The organism is Pontivivens marinum, assembly GCF_900231835.1.
GTDB lineage: Bacteria > Pseudomonadota > Alphaproteobacteria > Rhodobacterales > Rhodobacteraceae > Pontivivens > Pontivivens marinum.
Genome location: NZ_OCTN01000002.1, coordinates 41,694 through 55,214, shown reverse-complemented (window position 1 = coordinate 55,214; position 13,521 = coordinate 41,694). Strand labels below are relative to the sequence as shown.

General features: G+C 58.4%; 14 protein-coding genes. 1 reads left to right on the top strand and 13 read right to left on the bottom strand.

The annotated features are described in order from the left end of the window. Positions 1-565 precede the first annotated feature (565 nt). Positions 566-1,642 carry a Hint domain-containing protein gene (locus CR254_RS06180; protein ID WP_097928977.1) on the top strand — a complete coding sequence of 359 codons (1,077 nt, stop codon included), beginning with the start codon at positions 566-568 and terminating at the stop codon, positions 1,640-1,642. A 3-nt stretch (positions 1,643-1,645) separates the two neighbouring features. Here the strand turns inward: CR254_RS06180 and CR254_RS06175 are convergent, their stop codons facing one another. From CR254_RS06175 to CR254_RS06115, 13 genes are all read right to left on the bottom strand, one after another. Then, a complete protein-coding gene (locus CR254_RS06175; protein WP_180955904.1) occupies positions 1,646-2,641 on the bottom strand; it encodes an AraC family transcriptional regulator in 996 nt (331 codons plus the stop codon). 293 nt (positions 2,642-2,934) lie between these two features. Next, the gene (locus CR254_RS06170; RefSeq protein WP_097928975.1) at positions 2,935-3,753 is read right to left on the bottom strand and encodes a DNA adenine methylase; all 819 of its coding nucleotides are present in this window, start codon (positions 3,751-3,753) and stop codon (positions 2,935-2,937) included. A 671-nt stretch (positions 3,754-4,424) separates the two neighbouring features. Beyond that, positions 4,425-5,048: a holin family protein gene (locus CR254_RS06165; RefSeq protein WP_097928974.1), complete on the bottom strand. Its 624-nt coding sequence runs from the start codon at positions 5,046-5,048 to the stop codon at positions 4,425-4,427. Further along, positions 5,039-5,656 carry a holin-associated N-acetylmuramidase gene (locus tag CR254_RS06160; protein WP_097928973.1) on the bottom strand — a complete coding sequence of 206 codons (618 nt, stop codon included), beginning with the start codon at positions 5,654-5,656 and terminating at the stop codon, positions 5,039-5,041. Before CR254_RS06160 ends, CR254_RS06165 begins: the two co-directional genes overlap by 10 nt. Positions 5,657-5,690: 34 nt before the next feature. Continuing rightward, a complete protein-coding gene (locus CR254_RS06155; RefSeq protein WP_097928972.1) occupies positions 5,691-5,921 on the bottom strand; it encodes a hypothetical protein in 231 nt (76 codons plus the stop codon). Beyond that, positions 5,908-6,321: a hypothetical protein gene (locus tag CR254_RS06150; RefSeq protein ID WP_097928971.1), complete on the bottom strand. Its 414-nt coding sequence runs from the start codon at positions 6,319-6,321 to the stop codon at positions 5,908-5,910. Before CR254_RS06150 ends, CR254_RS06155 begins: the two co-directional genes overlap by 14 nt. Further along, a complete protein-coding gene (locus CR254_RS06145) occupies positions 6,318-6,788 on the bottom strand; it encodes a hypothetical protein (protein WP_097928970.1) in 471 nt (156 codons plus the stop codon). The genes CR254_RS06150 and CR254_RS06145 overlap by 4 nt, the downstream gene beginning before the upstream one ends. Continuing rightward, positions 6,785-8,095: a phage head spike fiber domain-containing protein gene (locus CR254_RS06140; RefSeq protein WP_097928969.1), complete on the bottom strand. Its 1,311-nt coding sequence runs from the start codon at positions 8,093-8,095 to the stop codon at positions 6,785-6,787. Before CR254_RS06140 ends, CR254_RS06145 begins: the two co-directional genes overlap by 4 nt. Continuing rightward, on the bottom strand, positions 8,092-8,355 hold the full coding sequence (locus CR254_RS06135; RefSeq protein ID WP_097928968.1) for a hypothetical protein: 264 nt from the start codon (positions 8,353-8,355) through the stop codon (positions 8,092-8,094). Before CR254_RS06135 ends, CR254_RS06140 begins: the two co-directional genes overlap by 4 nt. Before the next feature lie 21 nt (positions 8,356-8,376). Next, a complete protein-coding gene (gene gpJ, locus CR254_RS06130; protein WP_097928967.1) occupies positions 8,377-12,312 on the bottom strand; it encodes a TipJ family phage tail tip protein in 3,936 nt (1,311 codons plus the stop codon). Then, positions 12,302-12,676 (bottom strand): NlpC/P60 family protein, encoded by a 375-nt coding sequence (locus CR254_RS06125; protein ID WP_097928966.1) that lies wholly within the window; start codon positions 12,674-12,676, stop codon positions 12,302-12,304. The genes gpJ and CR254_RS06125 overlap by 11 nt, the downstream gene beginning before the upstream one ends. Further along, positions 12,676-13,155 carry a DUF1833 family protein gene (locus CR254_RS06120; protein WP_097928965.1) on the bottom strand — a complete coding sequence of 160 codons (480 nt, stop codon included), beginning with the start codon at positions 13,153-13,155 and terminating at the stop codon, positions 12,676-12,678. The genes CR254_RS06125 and CR254_RS06120 overlap by 1 nt, the downstream gene beginning before the upstream one ends. Further along, positions 13,152-13,520: a hypothetical protein gene (locus CR254_RS06115; protein ID WP_180955903.1), complete on the bottom strand. Its 369-nt coding sequence runs from the start codon at positions 13,518-13,520 to the stop codon at positions 13,152-13,154. The genes CR254_RS06120 and CR254_RS06115 overlap by 4 nt, the downstream gene beginning before the upstream one ends. Between the last annotated feature and the right edge of the window lies 1 nt (position 13,521).

Genomic DNA, 13,521 nt, shown 5'->3' with positions numbered 1-13,521 from the left:
CCACTAATCCGGCGCACGAAGGTCGCGCAGACCTATCGAATCGGCCCCAAACATGCCGTTAGGAGTCCGCAGTGGCGCTTACCGCCCAAATTGGACGTTTACTAAAGTCGGCCGAGCTAAAGTGAAACCTCCCTCGAAATAGCATTGGGTCCATGGCTCTACTTCGCTCCAGGCCAAAATTTAATATCCCCTTTTTAAATGGACCAACCGCACTCAGCTTTCTATATTTTCGTCCTTTAATTAAAAAATACGCATCTAATTGCATAAAATTGCCTTCAGTCGCATGATACTTTGCAACGTTAAGCAAAAATCACACTGAGTTATTAGGCATTACTGTGTGTAGGCGGAGCATTCAGGAGCACGCTAGCGCTTAAAGTCTAGAAAGCTGTTCGCTTGGAGCGATGTGCGGCCATATCTTGGCCCGCTCTGCAGGCGCCATTGCAGGGCTGTAGGAGACAAAATCGCGATAGGAATGAGACTTGACGCTAATGACCGTCGATAAGCGGAGAGGTATTTTGATATTTAGGAAATCCACCCAAACTTAAATCAGAAAATAAGTATAGCGATGGCCATTCAACAACTAATCATAAATGGTGGTTTTGAGTCTGGCAATGCTAACTGGTCAGGAACTGATACAGAGATAGGCCTAACAGAGGCTCAATATTTCAGCGGTGGCTCTGACAACAAAGTGGCCGAGATGGATGGCAATCCACCAGCAAGTGTAATCACTGTAATGCAGCAAACATTTACAGTTACGAACCCAACGTCAACGAGTTTGAATTTTGATACTGGACTGCGTGATGCTTCAAATCCTGATGCAGGGCTAGAAGGTTTTCGCGTTGAAATTTTGGATAGCGCTGGTAACCAAATTGTCAGTGCAGATTTTTTTCCTACTGCAAACTCTCTTCAACCGGTTTCGGTTCCGGTTACGTTTACGTCTAGTGGCAATTACATAATTCGATTTACGGAGTTGGGCCCCAGCAATGCTTTAGGTGCATTGATAGATAATGTTTCAATTTTTGTTTGCTTCGCGAATGGAACAAATATCCTTACCGCTAAGGGCCAAAGGCCAATTGAAGAGCTTCGAGTAGGCGATGACGTGCTGAACCTGGACGGCAAACGACGAACTATTCGTTGGATCGGATCTCGACAGTTTGACGAAAAAGAATTACGCGAAAATCCAAAACTCTACCCAGTGCGCATAACCGCCGGTGCTATGGGGGAAGGACTTCCTAGGCGTGACCTATTGGTGTCACAGCAGCACCGAATGCTCGTTTCATCAAAAATCACAGAGCGTCTATTTAAGAAAAATTGTGTATTGGTTGCGGCTGTAAAATTAACCAAAATTCCTGGGATTTACGTTGATGAGTCGACCCGTGCGATAAATTATACACATTTGTTATTCGAAGATCATGAGGTAATAATTGCCGAAGGTTCACCATCAGAGAGCTTATTTACTGGACCTGAGGCTCTAAAGATGGTTCCCACTAAATCGCGAGATGAGATTGTGACCATTTTTCCGCAATTAATGAATCTTGATTACAGACCGAAATCCGCTCAGCTAATTGCCAAAGGTAAAAAAAGAAATGAAATGATTGAAAGGCATCTAAAAAATAGAAAGTCCCTATACTGTAATTCTTAAAATTTAAATAAATTTTTTAAAATGATCATGCAACTTAAAGCTAGCACCTCGCGATATGCTTTCAGTTCTAATTACGCTCGGGGTGCAATCAAACCTTGTTTTAAATGCTCGGATAAACTGGCTGCTACTAGAAAATCCAAGGTAAAGGGCTATAAATTCAATGGATTTATCTGAAAATTTTGAGTTACTTAAAATTTCATAGCCAACATCTAATCGCCTATCTCGGATCAGCTTTGCGATACCACCATCCTGTGCGAATACACGATATAATTGAGCCCGCGATACTCGGAAGCGCCTCATCAAACCCTCTACGCAGATATCAGAGCTTAGCAGATTTAAATCAATATAATCTAAAACTCTCTCCCTTAACGAAGATGAGAAGAGTGATGTTGGGGTAGCCGCATATTTTTCGGTCTCATGCATATTGGCCGATACTAGTTTAGTAAAGGCATCCTCGAACTTAATCGTGACGTCTTTTTTAATTGAGTTACTTACATCTTGTAGCCCCTGCATAAAACTTGACAGCATGCGCGTGGCTGGGTCGTGTGATCGCAGAACCATACCGTGAAGTGCCCCCCTAGCCTCTCGGTCAATCATGTCACGCGGGGCCACAATCGTTAAAGTCGAACCGCTAGTTGCGTCCCCCTTCAGCAATCGCATTGGATCTACGATGCAGATATCTCCTGTCTGCACAGAACTTATTTTGCCATCAAAATCGCCAATGAAGCTTCCTGATGTGTACATTTGAAATATGTAACTATCAATTTCAGATTTAATTATGCTTCGCTTATTCCTAAGGCAGCTTTGTGCATTAAACTCTGAACTACTCACTGATAGGCTTCCTATCATCTTTGATTTTATAACACCCTTACATGTTTTATCACCTGAATCTTGAATTAGTGACGGTTCAAAAATTGGGGATACTACAGAAAACCAAAAATCATTTCTATGCCTCTCATCCACCATTTCCGTTGAGATGAATATCTTAGTGTTAGGCATGCCCGCCCCTTTCGATTTCATATTCCCATCTGAATTTTTGAATTTTCCCACGCATATAATTTGCTAATATTAAATAATATTTTGGTATAGCTTTACAGACTTTTTTTGTTGTTTCGATGTTTTGTGGTGCCGCATTGTAGGCTGTCAGCATTGCTTAATGTGGAACGTATCTCGTCACGTGGACAATTGAGTAAAATGATAAATATCCGGCATTTTTTTGGATTTATCACAACCTCTTTTGAGATGCCGAGTACACGCAGCAAATGGCCGCTACCCGCCCCAACCTGCCCTCTTCACCCAAACAAATCCACAATCACCTCCCTGTTAGAGATGACCAGTTCCTTCGCCTCGGTCGCGGCCCCGGCACTGATTGTGTAGGTCAGCGAGACCTCCTCCAGATGGAACGCGGCGAAGGTCTCGCGGATCTCGGGGGTGTCGTTGATGCTGAGAACAAAGGCACCTTTGATCGAGGCCAGCTGGTCCGCCATCTGGCCGAACATCTCGCGCTCGAACATGCCCTTGCCGTAATCGGCCTCGCCGCCTGCATAGGGTGGATCGAGATAGAACAGGGACTGTTCGCTATCGTAACGACGGATGACCTCGGACCAGTCGAGCTGCTCGAACACCACGCCATCAAGGCGGTCATGGGCGGCGGCGAGGATCGGCTCCAGCTTGGAGAGGCTGAACCGCGGACCGGATGTCGAGGCAACACCGAACACACCACCCACCTGCCCGCCAAAGGCCAGCCGCTGCAGGAACAGGAACCGCGCAGCGCGCTCCAGGTCGGTCAGGGTTTCAGGTTTGACCTGGCGCAGCCGCTCGAAGTCGGATCGCGACGAGAGCTGGAACCGCATTAGATCGAGCATGTAGGGATAGTGGCGTTGCAAGATGCGGAACAGGTTCACGATCTCGCCGTTCAGATCATTCGCGACCTCAAGCCGAGGCCGCCAACTGCGGCGCAAAAAGACCCCGCCCATGCCGACAAAGGGCTCGATATAGGTTCTGTGAGGGATGCTCTCGATGCGCTTGATCAGGCATTTGTGCAGGGCTTTCTTGCCGCCCAGCCATGGTGCGACGGGCGCAGCGGGACGGACTTTCTGGTAATCGTTCATTAGGAATTTCCGGCGATGGTGCCACGGCCCCTTGGGGTCACGGGCGATCGATTGTGTAAGCCGGTCGGTGCGGGTTTCTAATGGGTTTCCGCATGGTGAGGGCGTTGGCGCGCCCAAGCCCCCGTGTAGGAAGCATCGTTTCAGGTTCGTTGAGTGTGTAGGGAGTGGTCTTACGCCTATTTTAGGCGCGCCCAAGCGTGGCGGGAACGCGCGACACAATAACGTTAATAAACAACAACATAATTAAAAACCGGAACATTCGCTTCAAACGAACTAATTAAAAATTAACCTTAGTTAACAATCTACGCTTTACGATAATGAAATTTAAAAGCAGGTTGCAGGCGTTAACAAAAGGATAGATTCTTAATGCATAAAATCGCCACAGCATTCACGCTCTTATTTTTGATTAGCGGATGTATCTCCCAACCATCTGAACCTCTTGTCGCCTCCTTCAATGGAGACAGCGTAGATATTCAGATAGATAACATTGAATACCTAACAGCCCCGGCACTAGCAATATCCAGAGCAAACGCAGATGCTCGGGCACAGGAAATTTGCGAACGAGGCCCAAAGAAGAAGGCAGAGTTTGCTAGTGCTCGCAAACTATATACGGCAAATCAATATATAGTTCATGAGCTTAGACTTTACCTTTGCCTTGACTGAAATGCCTCCTATCCCCTGACCCTAAGCAAAAATGCACCCAGTTCAGGGTTCACGCTGCTGACCGCGTCGAGATCCAGCTCCGGATCCGGCGCGGCAGCAACACCGGGCGTCAGCGCGTTGCTAGGCACTCCAACACCGCCGCGCTCAACCTCTCCCGATCTCCACGCGATCCCCTCAATCCGCTCGATACTGGCAGCCGCCGCCTCCACCACCTCAGGTGTTATCCCGCTCCTGCTGCGGGCGGCGCTCAGCTCACGTGCACCGAAGTAGAAGCCGACAATGGCGCCCATCAGCCACCACATCGGCTCGGGGATCAGGGCGACGCCCTGCATGCGGGCGGCAAAGCCGATCGGGTCGGCCATGGCCCAGCCAAAGAGGCCGATCGTGCCGAGCGCCATTGCGGGGCGCGGGATCCGGTTTACCCCGTCGATGAGCGCATCGAACCAGGTCCGGCGCGGCTGGAACTCCGCCGCGAACTGCGCGAGGGCCGAAGAACGCGCCGTCGCCGCCCGCGCAGCACTTGCCTCCGCATTCGGGGTGAAGGCCCCCGCGACATCCGCAACAGCCCGCCCTGCCCCCGAGATCAGGCCCGTCAGGCTTCCAAGCTCCGCGCTTCCAATGCTCAGCCCCATGCCGCGACCCTCCGCTGATGCTGTTCCTGCGTGTAGCGCGCAGCGGGCGACATGAACGCCTCGGCCCGCGTGATCCAGCCGCCCTTGCCGCCATCGCGGCGGCGCGCATATTTGCGACTGGCAGGCCGCCGATCCGCCAGCCGGTAATAGAAGTCCCGCCGCAGGATGCCGTAGCCATCGACCAGCACTTGCGGCCCCAGCTCGCCAATCGCATCGGCCGCCGCGCCAATGGTGCGCGCCCCGATCAGCCCGTCGATCGCCCCGACCGCATAGCCGCACTCGCGCAGCAGTTGCTGGAGAAGCCGAACCGCCCGCGATCCTGCATTGACCTGCATATCGAACACCGCCGGTTGCAGCGGCGCAGGCAGCGCATCGATGCGCGGTTTCCGCAGATATTCGGTTGCGAAGATCTCCGCGGCCATCCCGATCGGCAGCGCCCGCACATCCTCGATATCGACATCGCCGTCACCGTCCACATCCAGCCCCAGACGGCGCATTGTGTGGATCGTCACGCCCCAATTGGTCGGCCCGCCCGGATCATCGGGATCGTTCACAAAGCCGCCCTCGCTGCGCAGGATATCGCGGATCATTTCCTCCACTGTCAGCATGCCTCAACCCCCGTTTGTGTAGAGTGCAGATCGGTCATTTGATGCCCCGCTCGATGTCGCGCAGGTCCTTGCGCATTTCATCTACGGCCCAGGTCAGGCGGTCGATCTTGGACGACAGCTCCGGCGGGTACTGGCACAAAGGCGTGGCGGCAGACGGAGCATCCCCCGCCTCCTTCTTGCCCTGCACCCATGCCCACCGCGCCACGGCCGTGATCGTGCCCAGGATCGAGACGGCCAGCGCCGCCAGTTGTTCAGTACTGAGCATGGCGGGCCCCCAGCGCGTGATAGGAATCCTTCACCGCGCCATAGAAGACCACGATCGAGGCATAGCTCATCGCCAGACCGTAAAAGAACACCCCCGTGGTCCAAGGATCCACCGAGTAGAACCCCGCCGCAAAGATCAGGTAGACCGAGAAGTTGACCCCCGCGATGCAGAACCGAACCAGCGGCGTCCACCACCGCCGCCCGTTGATCCACAGCGCCCCGCAATGCGTCACACCCGTGACCGCAAAGAGCAGCCCCCAATAGAATTCAGGGGCCCAGAGGCGCAGCTGGACAAAGGCGAGGCTGTCCATGCTCTGCGCCGGTGCCATCAGGAACAGCCCGAAGCACAAGGTCACGCGGGCGAACCACCATTCAATCCGACGGTCGCGATGCGGCCTCATGGCACCACCCCTGCGAACACATGGCGCGGGGTGCGGATATCCTCGATCAACTCGATCCCCGCATAGGACAGCGCGGTTTCCATGCCGGTGGTGGTTTCCACTGCGGTGCCGCCCGTGGCCCAGATCAGCAGCAGCGCATCGACCGCCGCCATAGTGGCGCTCTGACCGGTTTCAGCATCGTGGAAGGCGGCCGTCAGTGCGGGCCCCGTCACCAGCAGATCGACATGCTCGCGCGGGTCTACTGGTGCTGGCGTCACCACATCGCCGGTTTCAGGATCGAGGATATCCTCGCCGATCTTGAACCGGCCCAGCCAGACCAGGCTGATGCCCCGCGCCGGTCGCCAGCCAGCACTGGCGCCTGTACTTTCCCCCTCATCGCCAGCGATACCATCTGGCTGCAGCACCCCGAACTGCCGGAACGCCGCCTCCAGCACCGCACGCGACGCGGCCCGCAATCGGATGATCATGATGCGCCCTCCACCAGTTCGGTGATCTCGGCCGAGGAAAGCGAGCGGTCATAAACCGTGATAGCACGATATTCCAACGGCCCGACCAACGCGACAGTGCCAGTATGGCTCGCGCCCAATGCCAGTGTATGCAGGCCGGATCGCGGCAGAGCAAAATCACTGCGACTTACCTCCGCTTCGCCCGACAGGCGCACCCGCAGGTCAGCGCCATCAACCACGACAACGGCCCGCTGCCATAGGCCCGCAGTGATCACCCCCAACGTGACGCCCAGAACGGCCCCGCCCTCGGAGGGCGCGTCATGCAGCACCAGCAACAGATCGCCTGTGTTCAACCCGCCATTATGCTGCAACCGCAGTGATCGGCCTTCATCGCCGCCAAAGTCAAAAACCCGCGCCGATCTCCCCGCGACCTGGACGGCCGAGAACCGGAAGTCGACCACCACACTAAAGACGCCGCCATTCACCGGCGCGGGCGTGGTCACGACATCCGCCGCCCGAGTGGCCATCGCGCCGGAGGTGCGGATCGGTGAGGTCACGGCGTCGAGCTCCATTTGCGGCAGACCGATATCGAGCGTCACATCGATCGCCGCTCCCGACGTCGACGCGATCTGTATGGTCGGCACGAGATAGGAGATTTCACCTGCGCCATTCGCATCTGCGAGTGCGGCACCCTGAGCACATCGCTGCCAATCCGCGCCGATCGCCACATCACTGCCCGCATATCCACTATGACCCGTGCCACCACTTGCCCGCGCTTCAGGCCGGACTCTGATGGCCGAGATATTTGCCAGCGATCCCGAGATCAGGCGCATGTAAACAGATTGCGCCCAGAGCTGCCCATCCTCCGCCGCCACAGCCCCGACGCCCTCGGTATAGATAAAAACACTGCTGCTGGTCGTGACGCCTTGCAGCCGAATGCGGATATAAGGCAAGCCTACATCCTCACCGATCTGCACGACCTCAACTGCGGATGATGGCAGGCCGAAGGGTGCCGTCCACCCGGTCGGCAGCGCCCCGCCCGCATCCAGACGCCCGACCGCTGCACCCGTGCCATCATTCGAACGCACGTGGTTGGTCGCCTGTGGCTCGACCCGCATCACGCCGCGCGTCGGATCATCAGGATCGGGATAGCGCACCACCGCCCCCGCGGCGAAGTTGCTCAGCACCCCGCCCACCAAGGCCGTCGCTGATGTCGCTCGATCGCAGCTAACAAAGTTCTCAAAATCGGCCCGCGCCGCGCCAATGCCCATGATACCGACCTCCCCGGTTTGAACGTGGCGCTGCCCCGCGCCGTGCAATTGCGTCATTGGTCGCGCTCGACGCTCAACGTCCCGCTACCCGCAGACCACGCCCAGCATTGCAGCTGGCGGTTCGCCAGATCGGCGCGGATATCCACCGAGCCCACAGCGAGATCCTCGCCCAGATCCTGATACTCCGCAGGCAGGCTGGCCGCGTAGAGGATGCGCACCGCATAGGATCCCCGGTTCTGGATCCGCAGGAATGTTGCAGCATCGGCAATGAGGTGCGGCGCAGTGTTCAACTGCACCACATCCGTGGAATGAGCCATAAGAGCCCCCTTTCAGATTGATCAGGAATAGCGTGGTGGCGGTGCAGGCAAGGCCGCACTGGCCGGAATGTTCACCCGCTGGCCGTAGCCCGTCGCCGTCCAGGACAGCTCCGCCACAACCGGCGCCCCCGCCCCGTCATAGGCAAGCACGCGGAACCGGTTGGCGCTCACGGAATAGACCTGCAAGGAGACCACATCCGAGGCATCCTTTGCCGTGACCTGCACCTGCGGCACCTGACCGAAGGGCCAGTCAAACACCACCTCGACATAGGAACTGTCGCTGCTGGTCACCTCGCCGAACTCGGCCCGTGGCGCCTCGAGGATGCGCCATTTCGCGGAACGCACCACCGGCGTGGTCTGCGCATCCTCGCTACGCAAGACCAGATAGGCCAGCGTCACGCCGCCCAGCTCGAACTCCTCGCCCGGAACAATGCCCCGCAGCTGCGCGATCTCCGACAGCAAGCCTTCCGGTTGCCGCGCAATCTCCACCGACCATTTGCCCGGCACCCCGCCGCCGGAATGCTCGGCATAGGCATCGATCTCGCAATCGAGCAGGTAGAGCTTATGGGCTGCGGTTTCTGTGAAGGAGCCGCCAGTGGATTTCGTCCAGACGGCCGAGGCTGGATATGCGTCATTCTCCGCCAGCAGGCGCACCGCTCCGGATGTGTCTTCCGCCGCCCCGACCTCCGGATCCGCAAACCCCACAGCATAGCCCGCGTCCACCAGCTCCGCAGAATAGACCAGCCGGTGCTGCGTATTATCCGCCGCGACCAGAACCGAGGCCTCTGCCAGACTGGTCTGGCCGGAATAATCCACCGCGCGGACCATCCAGTGCCCCGTGCGCCGCGCCACCGTCGCCGCGACCTGCCCCGCCGGAACCTCCAGCATCGGCTGCGCGGCATCCCAGGAAACGGCCGGATCGAAGGCATAGCGGACCTCATAGCCGCGCAGGTCCGGTGTCGCCACGGCAGGCCAGCTCAGCGTCAGATCAAAGCCGTTCAGCCGTGCCAGCAGCTGCACCACATCCGGCGGCGGCGCATCATAGGCACTGGCCACTACGCTGCCTGCCGCGACCCAGCCCCGCGATCGACCCAAAGCATCCAGCGATTGCACCGCGACCTCATAGAGAACACCGTCCTGCAGCGCTGCGGTGTAGAGATAGCGGCTGGAGACAGGTTCGAACGGCCCAACCTGCCACCGGGGACTCGTCCCGTTGCCAGTCCCGCTGCCCCCGGCCTCGAGGCCAGCCTCCGCCTGCCGCCAGCGCAGACGGTACTGCGCGGCCGATACGCCCCGCTGCGTATCCGCCTGCAATGCGACAAGGATACGCGGCTGCGCAGCGCCACCGCGCTGTTCCAGCCAGGACGTTTCATCTGACACCGCGCGCGCAACCACGGGCAATGCAGGCCCCTGAAGATCGAGCACCGGCAGATCGGTGATTTGCGGATCATAGGCAGGGATCAGCCCTTGATCTGCGACCAGAACGCCTGGAGCAGCAGCCACGGCCGAGAAGGTGGCGCTGTCCACACCCGAGCGTCCTATCCGGCGGACCAGCAGGGTGACCGGCTCGGCCTCGATCTCCTCCAACATCACGTGATCACCAACAGCCAAAGCCCCGACATCAATCCTGTCCACAAAATGGAATGTCGCGACCTCACCCGCCTCATAAGTCACCTCGCCCAGCACCGTATCGCCGTCCCGATCACGTCCGCGCAGACGCAGGCGGCGGGTCCCCGATACGGCCGCACCTTGCGTGCGATCAAAGCTGACCTCTCTCGCCACCGGATCCAGATAGAGGATTGCACCGCGATCCTCGGCGCGCGCTGATCGCGCCCCGGCTACAGCAAAGCTGACCGGCTCAGCGACCGGCGACAGGTGCATCACGGCACCATCGGTGTAGGACTGCGTTGACGCGATCTCGGCAGCCGTTTCAGGCGCGCCATCGGACAAGCGGAACCGCTCATCCATGCGCACCCATGCGATCGAGGTTCCGACCGTGCCCACCTCGACGATGCGCCCTGCCCCCACGCCGAACAGCGCCACGTCGTGCTGCACGATGATCTTGTCACCGTTATTGTAGCGGACATGCTCCCAGTCAGTCGTCCAGGTGAACTCCTCGGGCCGCAAACGGTAAGCGGCGATGTGATATCGACCGATGCGCCAGATGTTGCCCTGATCGGTATCGTCACCGGTTAGCACAAACCCGCGCAGCTCCATCGTTTCAATATTGGTGGCATTGCCGGCATCGTAGCCGTCATCGTAAACGGTCAGTTCATGCTGCTGCCAGCCATGCGCCTCCGAGATGTATCGCATCCGCAGGGCATGCACGGCGGGGCGCACCACGCGCTCGAATTCGAACCCGGACACGGTGCGCTGGCTCATATGTCCTGCGATTGGACCGTCAGCCAGATCCCGCACGATTGTATATTTCAGATCACGGCGGGTTGGCGTAGCGCGCCCGGTCGCTGCAATCGCGCGCAGCACGTCAGCAAGGCGCTCGGGCTGATCCACCACCATATCGCAGGTCCAATGCGGCTCCACATCCGCCCACTCCTTCAGATCATCGGGATCAATCTGCACATCGGGCACAGGGCGGGCGAGGTGATCACCTTGCATGGCCAGCGCATAGGCCCATGCCGGATGGCGCACAGGTTGCGGCGCAGACCATTCCGCCCCGTCCCAGACCGGCGCATGCCGCCAGAAGATCCCGTTCAAACTCTGCAAACTGCCCGAGAGCTGGTCCGTGGCCTTCACCCGCAGCGCGATCTCGCAGGTCTTTGGAATATTGGGCAGCGGCTCGGCCGAGACCGAGCGGATCACCGAGAGCGTCGTGGCCCCGTAAAGCGTCGCGCCGCTGGTCGCCTCATCCTCCGTGCGCCGCGTGATCCTCACCTCGAACTTGCCAGGGGCTGCAGGCGTGATCGTCTTGCTGACCCCGAAGGAGGTCTGGATCAGGCCGCTATATTCTTCGGATCCCGCATCGATCCACATATCACTGCCAACTGCGCGATATTCATAATCCACAACCACCGTGATCTTGAACTTCTTGGTCCCGCTGCGCGTCACACCGTAAAGCCCCTCGCTCAGCGACAGATCGACCGAGAAAGAGGCGGTGTTCGCCTCGGTTTCCCGCAGCACCGGCGCATCCATCAGCAGCGCCACGCTCTCATGGACCTCCGAGATATCGCTTGGATACAGCGCCATCGGGGCCTCATCGCCCAAAAACACGCAGTCCATATCTGCCAGTTCGGGGATCGCGGCACGGGTGCGCGTCTCGTCAAAATTGCGCAGCTCGATCTCGACATCGCTGAACGCCGTGATCGAGGTCTCGCCAATGCGCAGATCCTCCAGATGTCCCGTGCCGTAACTCCACACTGCGCGGAACCGGTAATAGACATCATCGCCCACCAGCTCGGTATAGCCGCGCCCCGTCAGCACCGGATACATCCGGTGGCGCCCCAGAACCGAGGGCACAATCCCCCACGGGTTGAACGCATTCGAGTTGCCGGTGATGGCATAGCGCGGATCTGATTTCTGAACGGTCTGCGGTTCGGGTGGTGGGATGAGCGCGTTGATCAGCAAGTTGCCCACCAGACCGATGCCCGCCGTGACCAAAGCCAAGGTCTCTGCCGCCACACCAACAGGCAGCAGAGTGCCCGCCAGATATGGCGCAAACACGCTTACAGCGACCAGCAGCGCCATGCGAAGCACATCGCCCTCGACACGCCGCGCGATCTCGACCGTGGTTCCCGGTTTCGGGCGGACCTTCCCCCACATGTCGATCGGGACGGGCCACGCGCGATCCCCCCGCGACAGCACGACATAGCACGCACCGCGATGTTCCAACGGGATATGCGCGCCCACCATCTCCATGATCGTGGCGCCCGGCGCGATCCACGATACAGCAACGGGCGCGAAGTTATGCGGAGCGGTTACCAGCTCGATACTATCCGGCATGTCGATACAATCCTTCCAGACGCGGCTTCCACAGCAACCCGTCCCAGCGCTCGATGCGCGATCCAGTATCATCCTCGATGTGCAGCATCCGGTGCGCGTCCAGCACATATCCGACGTGCAGGGCATGACCCCTGATCCGGAACAGGGCAGCATCCCCCTCGCGCGGGGCGTCCCGTACCGGTGACCAATGCGCCCGCATTTTGTGCGCGGCCGCACGCGAGGTCGCGATTGTGCAAAGCGGGTCATCGACCACGGCACCGGATCTGGTGCGGGTGATCGTGACGAACAGGCCCAGACAATCATATCCCGGCCCCCGCCCGCGCTGTGCGTGCGGCAGGCCGATCCACCCATCAGTCCAGTGCATCAGCTGTGCAGACCGGGCGCATTCACGGTGTTCAGGACGTGCTGCCCGAACACCTGATCTGTTAGCGGGCTGGCCGCCAGGATCAGCACCACATCTTGCGATGTCGTCTTGTGCGACAGCACGTCGAACTCCAGCGGACCGATATCGACCACGTCAGGCTGCGACGCCAGAACGAAGCTCAGCGTCACTGTGATAGATCCCGTGGCAAGGCGCAGCGCCCGCCCGATATCGCGCGACACATTGTCGATCGACAGCTCGATTTCACCGGCATCGTCATCGTCGGACTCGTCGGGCAATCCCACGCGGAACGGCACCGCAAAATAGGTCTGGCCGCCGCTGGTCACATCAGCCCATGTTTGCCCCGCAAACCGCTCGGGCCCCGGCCAGCCCCCGGCCTCGACCACAATCAGCGGCAGCAGCACCTCGCCCGTTTCCTGCGCATTCAGGGCCCGCAACATCACCTCGGACAATTGCCTCATGAGGGCAGTTCCCACAGATTGAATGACAGGGTGAACAGGTCGCTGGGCAGCCGCACCACTTCATATGCCGGATCATCCGCGAACGAGAACAAGGACAAGCCGCCCTTATGGGGATGGACGGCCTCGAAGGACAGCGCACCCGTCAAGGTCGAGACCTCGAACCACGTCTCGAACTCTGCAATCTGTTCGATGGTCAGGAACGTGATCGACATTGGCAATGCGCGCGGCGCAGCTGTCGATCTTCGACGCCGCTTGGGTAATCCGGCATCCATCTTTGTGATCGTCAACGCGCCTGACGGACCACTAAATCCAGCGCGGGATTGCTCCGTCTCGAAAGGGATCGAGGGCAGCCACGAGATGCTCATA

Excerpts from the sequence above, each read along its gene's own strand:
- CR254_RS06180 (WP_097928977.1), top strand. The coding sequence starts at position 566 with ATGGCCATTCAACAACTAATCATAAATGGTGGTTTTGAGTCTGGCAAT.
- CR254_RS06160 (WP_097928973.1), bottom strand. The coding sequence starts at position 5,656 with ATGCTGACAGTGGAGGAAATGATCCGCGATATCCTGCGCAGCGAGGGC.
- CR254_RS06145 (WP_097928970.1), bottom strand. The coding sequence starts at position 6,788 with ATGATCATCCGATTGCGGGCCGCGTCGCGTGCGGTGCTGGAGGCGGCG.
- CR254_RS06170 (WP_097928975.1), bottom strand. The coding sequence starts at position 3,753 with ATGAACGATTACCAGAAAGTCCGTCCCGCTGCGCCCGTCGCACCATGG.
- CR254_RS06175 (WP_180955904.1), bottom strand. The coding sequence starts at position 2,641 with ATGCCTAACACTAAGATATTCATCTCAACGGAAATGGTGGATGAGAGG.
- CR254_RS06155 (WP_097928972.1), bottom strand. The coding sequence starts at position 5,921 with ATGCTCAGTACTGAACAACTGGCGGCGCTGGCCGTCTCGATCCTGGGC.
- CR254_RS06125 (WP_097928966.1), bottom strand. The coding sequence starts at position 12,676 with ATGCACTGGACTGATGGGTGGATCGGCCTGCCGCACGCACAGCGCGGG.
- CR254_RS06115 (WP_180955903.1), bottom strand. The coding sequence starts at position 13,520 with ATGAGCATCTCGTGGCTGCCCTCGATCCCTTTCGAGACGGAGCAATCC.
- CR254_RS06140 (WP_097928969.1), bottom strand. The coding sequence starts at position 8,095 with ATGACGCAATTGCACGGCGCGGGGCAGCGCCACGTTCAAACCGGGGAG.
- CR254_RS06165 (WP_097928974.1), bottom strand. The coding sequence starts at position 5,048 with ATGGGGCTGAGCATTGGAAGCGCGGAGCTTGGAAGCCTGACGGGCCTG.
- gpJ (WP_097928967.1), bottom strand. The coding sequence starts at position 12,312 with ATGCCGGATAGTATCGAGCTGGTAACCGCTCCGCATAACTTCGCGCCC.
- CR254_RS06135 (WP_097928968.1), bottom strand. The coding sequence starts at position 8,355 with ATGGCTCATTCCACGGATGTGGTGCAGTTGAACACTGCGCCGCACCTC.
- CR254_RS06120 (WP_097928965.1), bottom strand. The coding sequence starts at position 13,155 with ATGAGGCAATTGTCCGAGGTGATGTTGCGGGCCCTGAATGCGCAGGAA.
- CR254_RS06150 (WP_097928971.1), bottom strand. The coding sequence starts at position 6,321 with ATGAGGCCGCATCGCGACCGTCGGATTGAATGGTGGTTCGCCCGCGTG.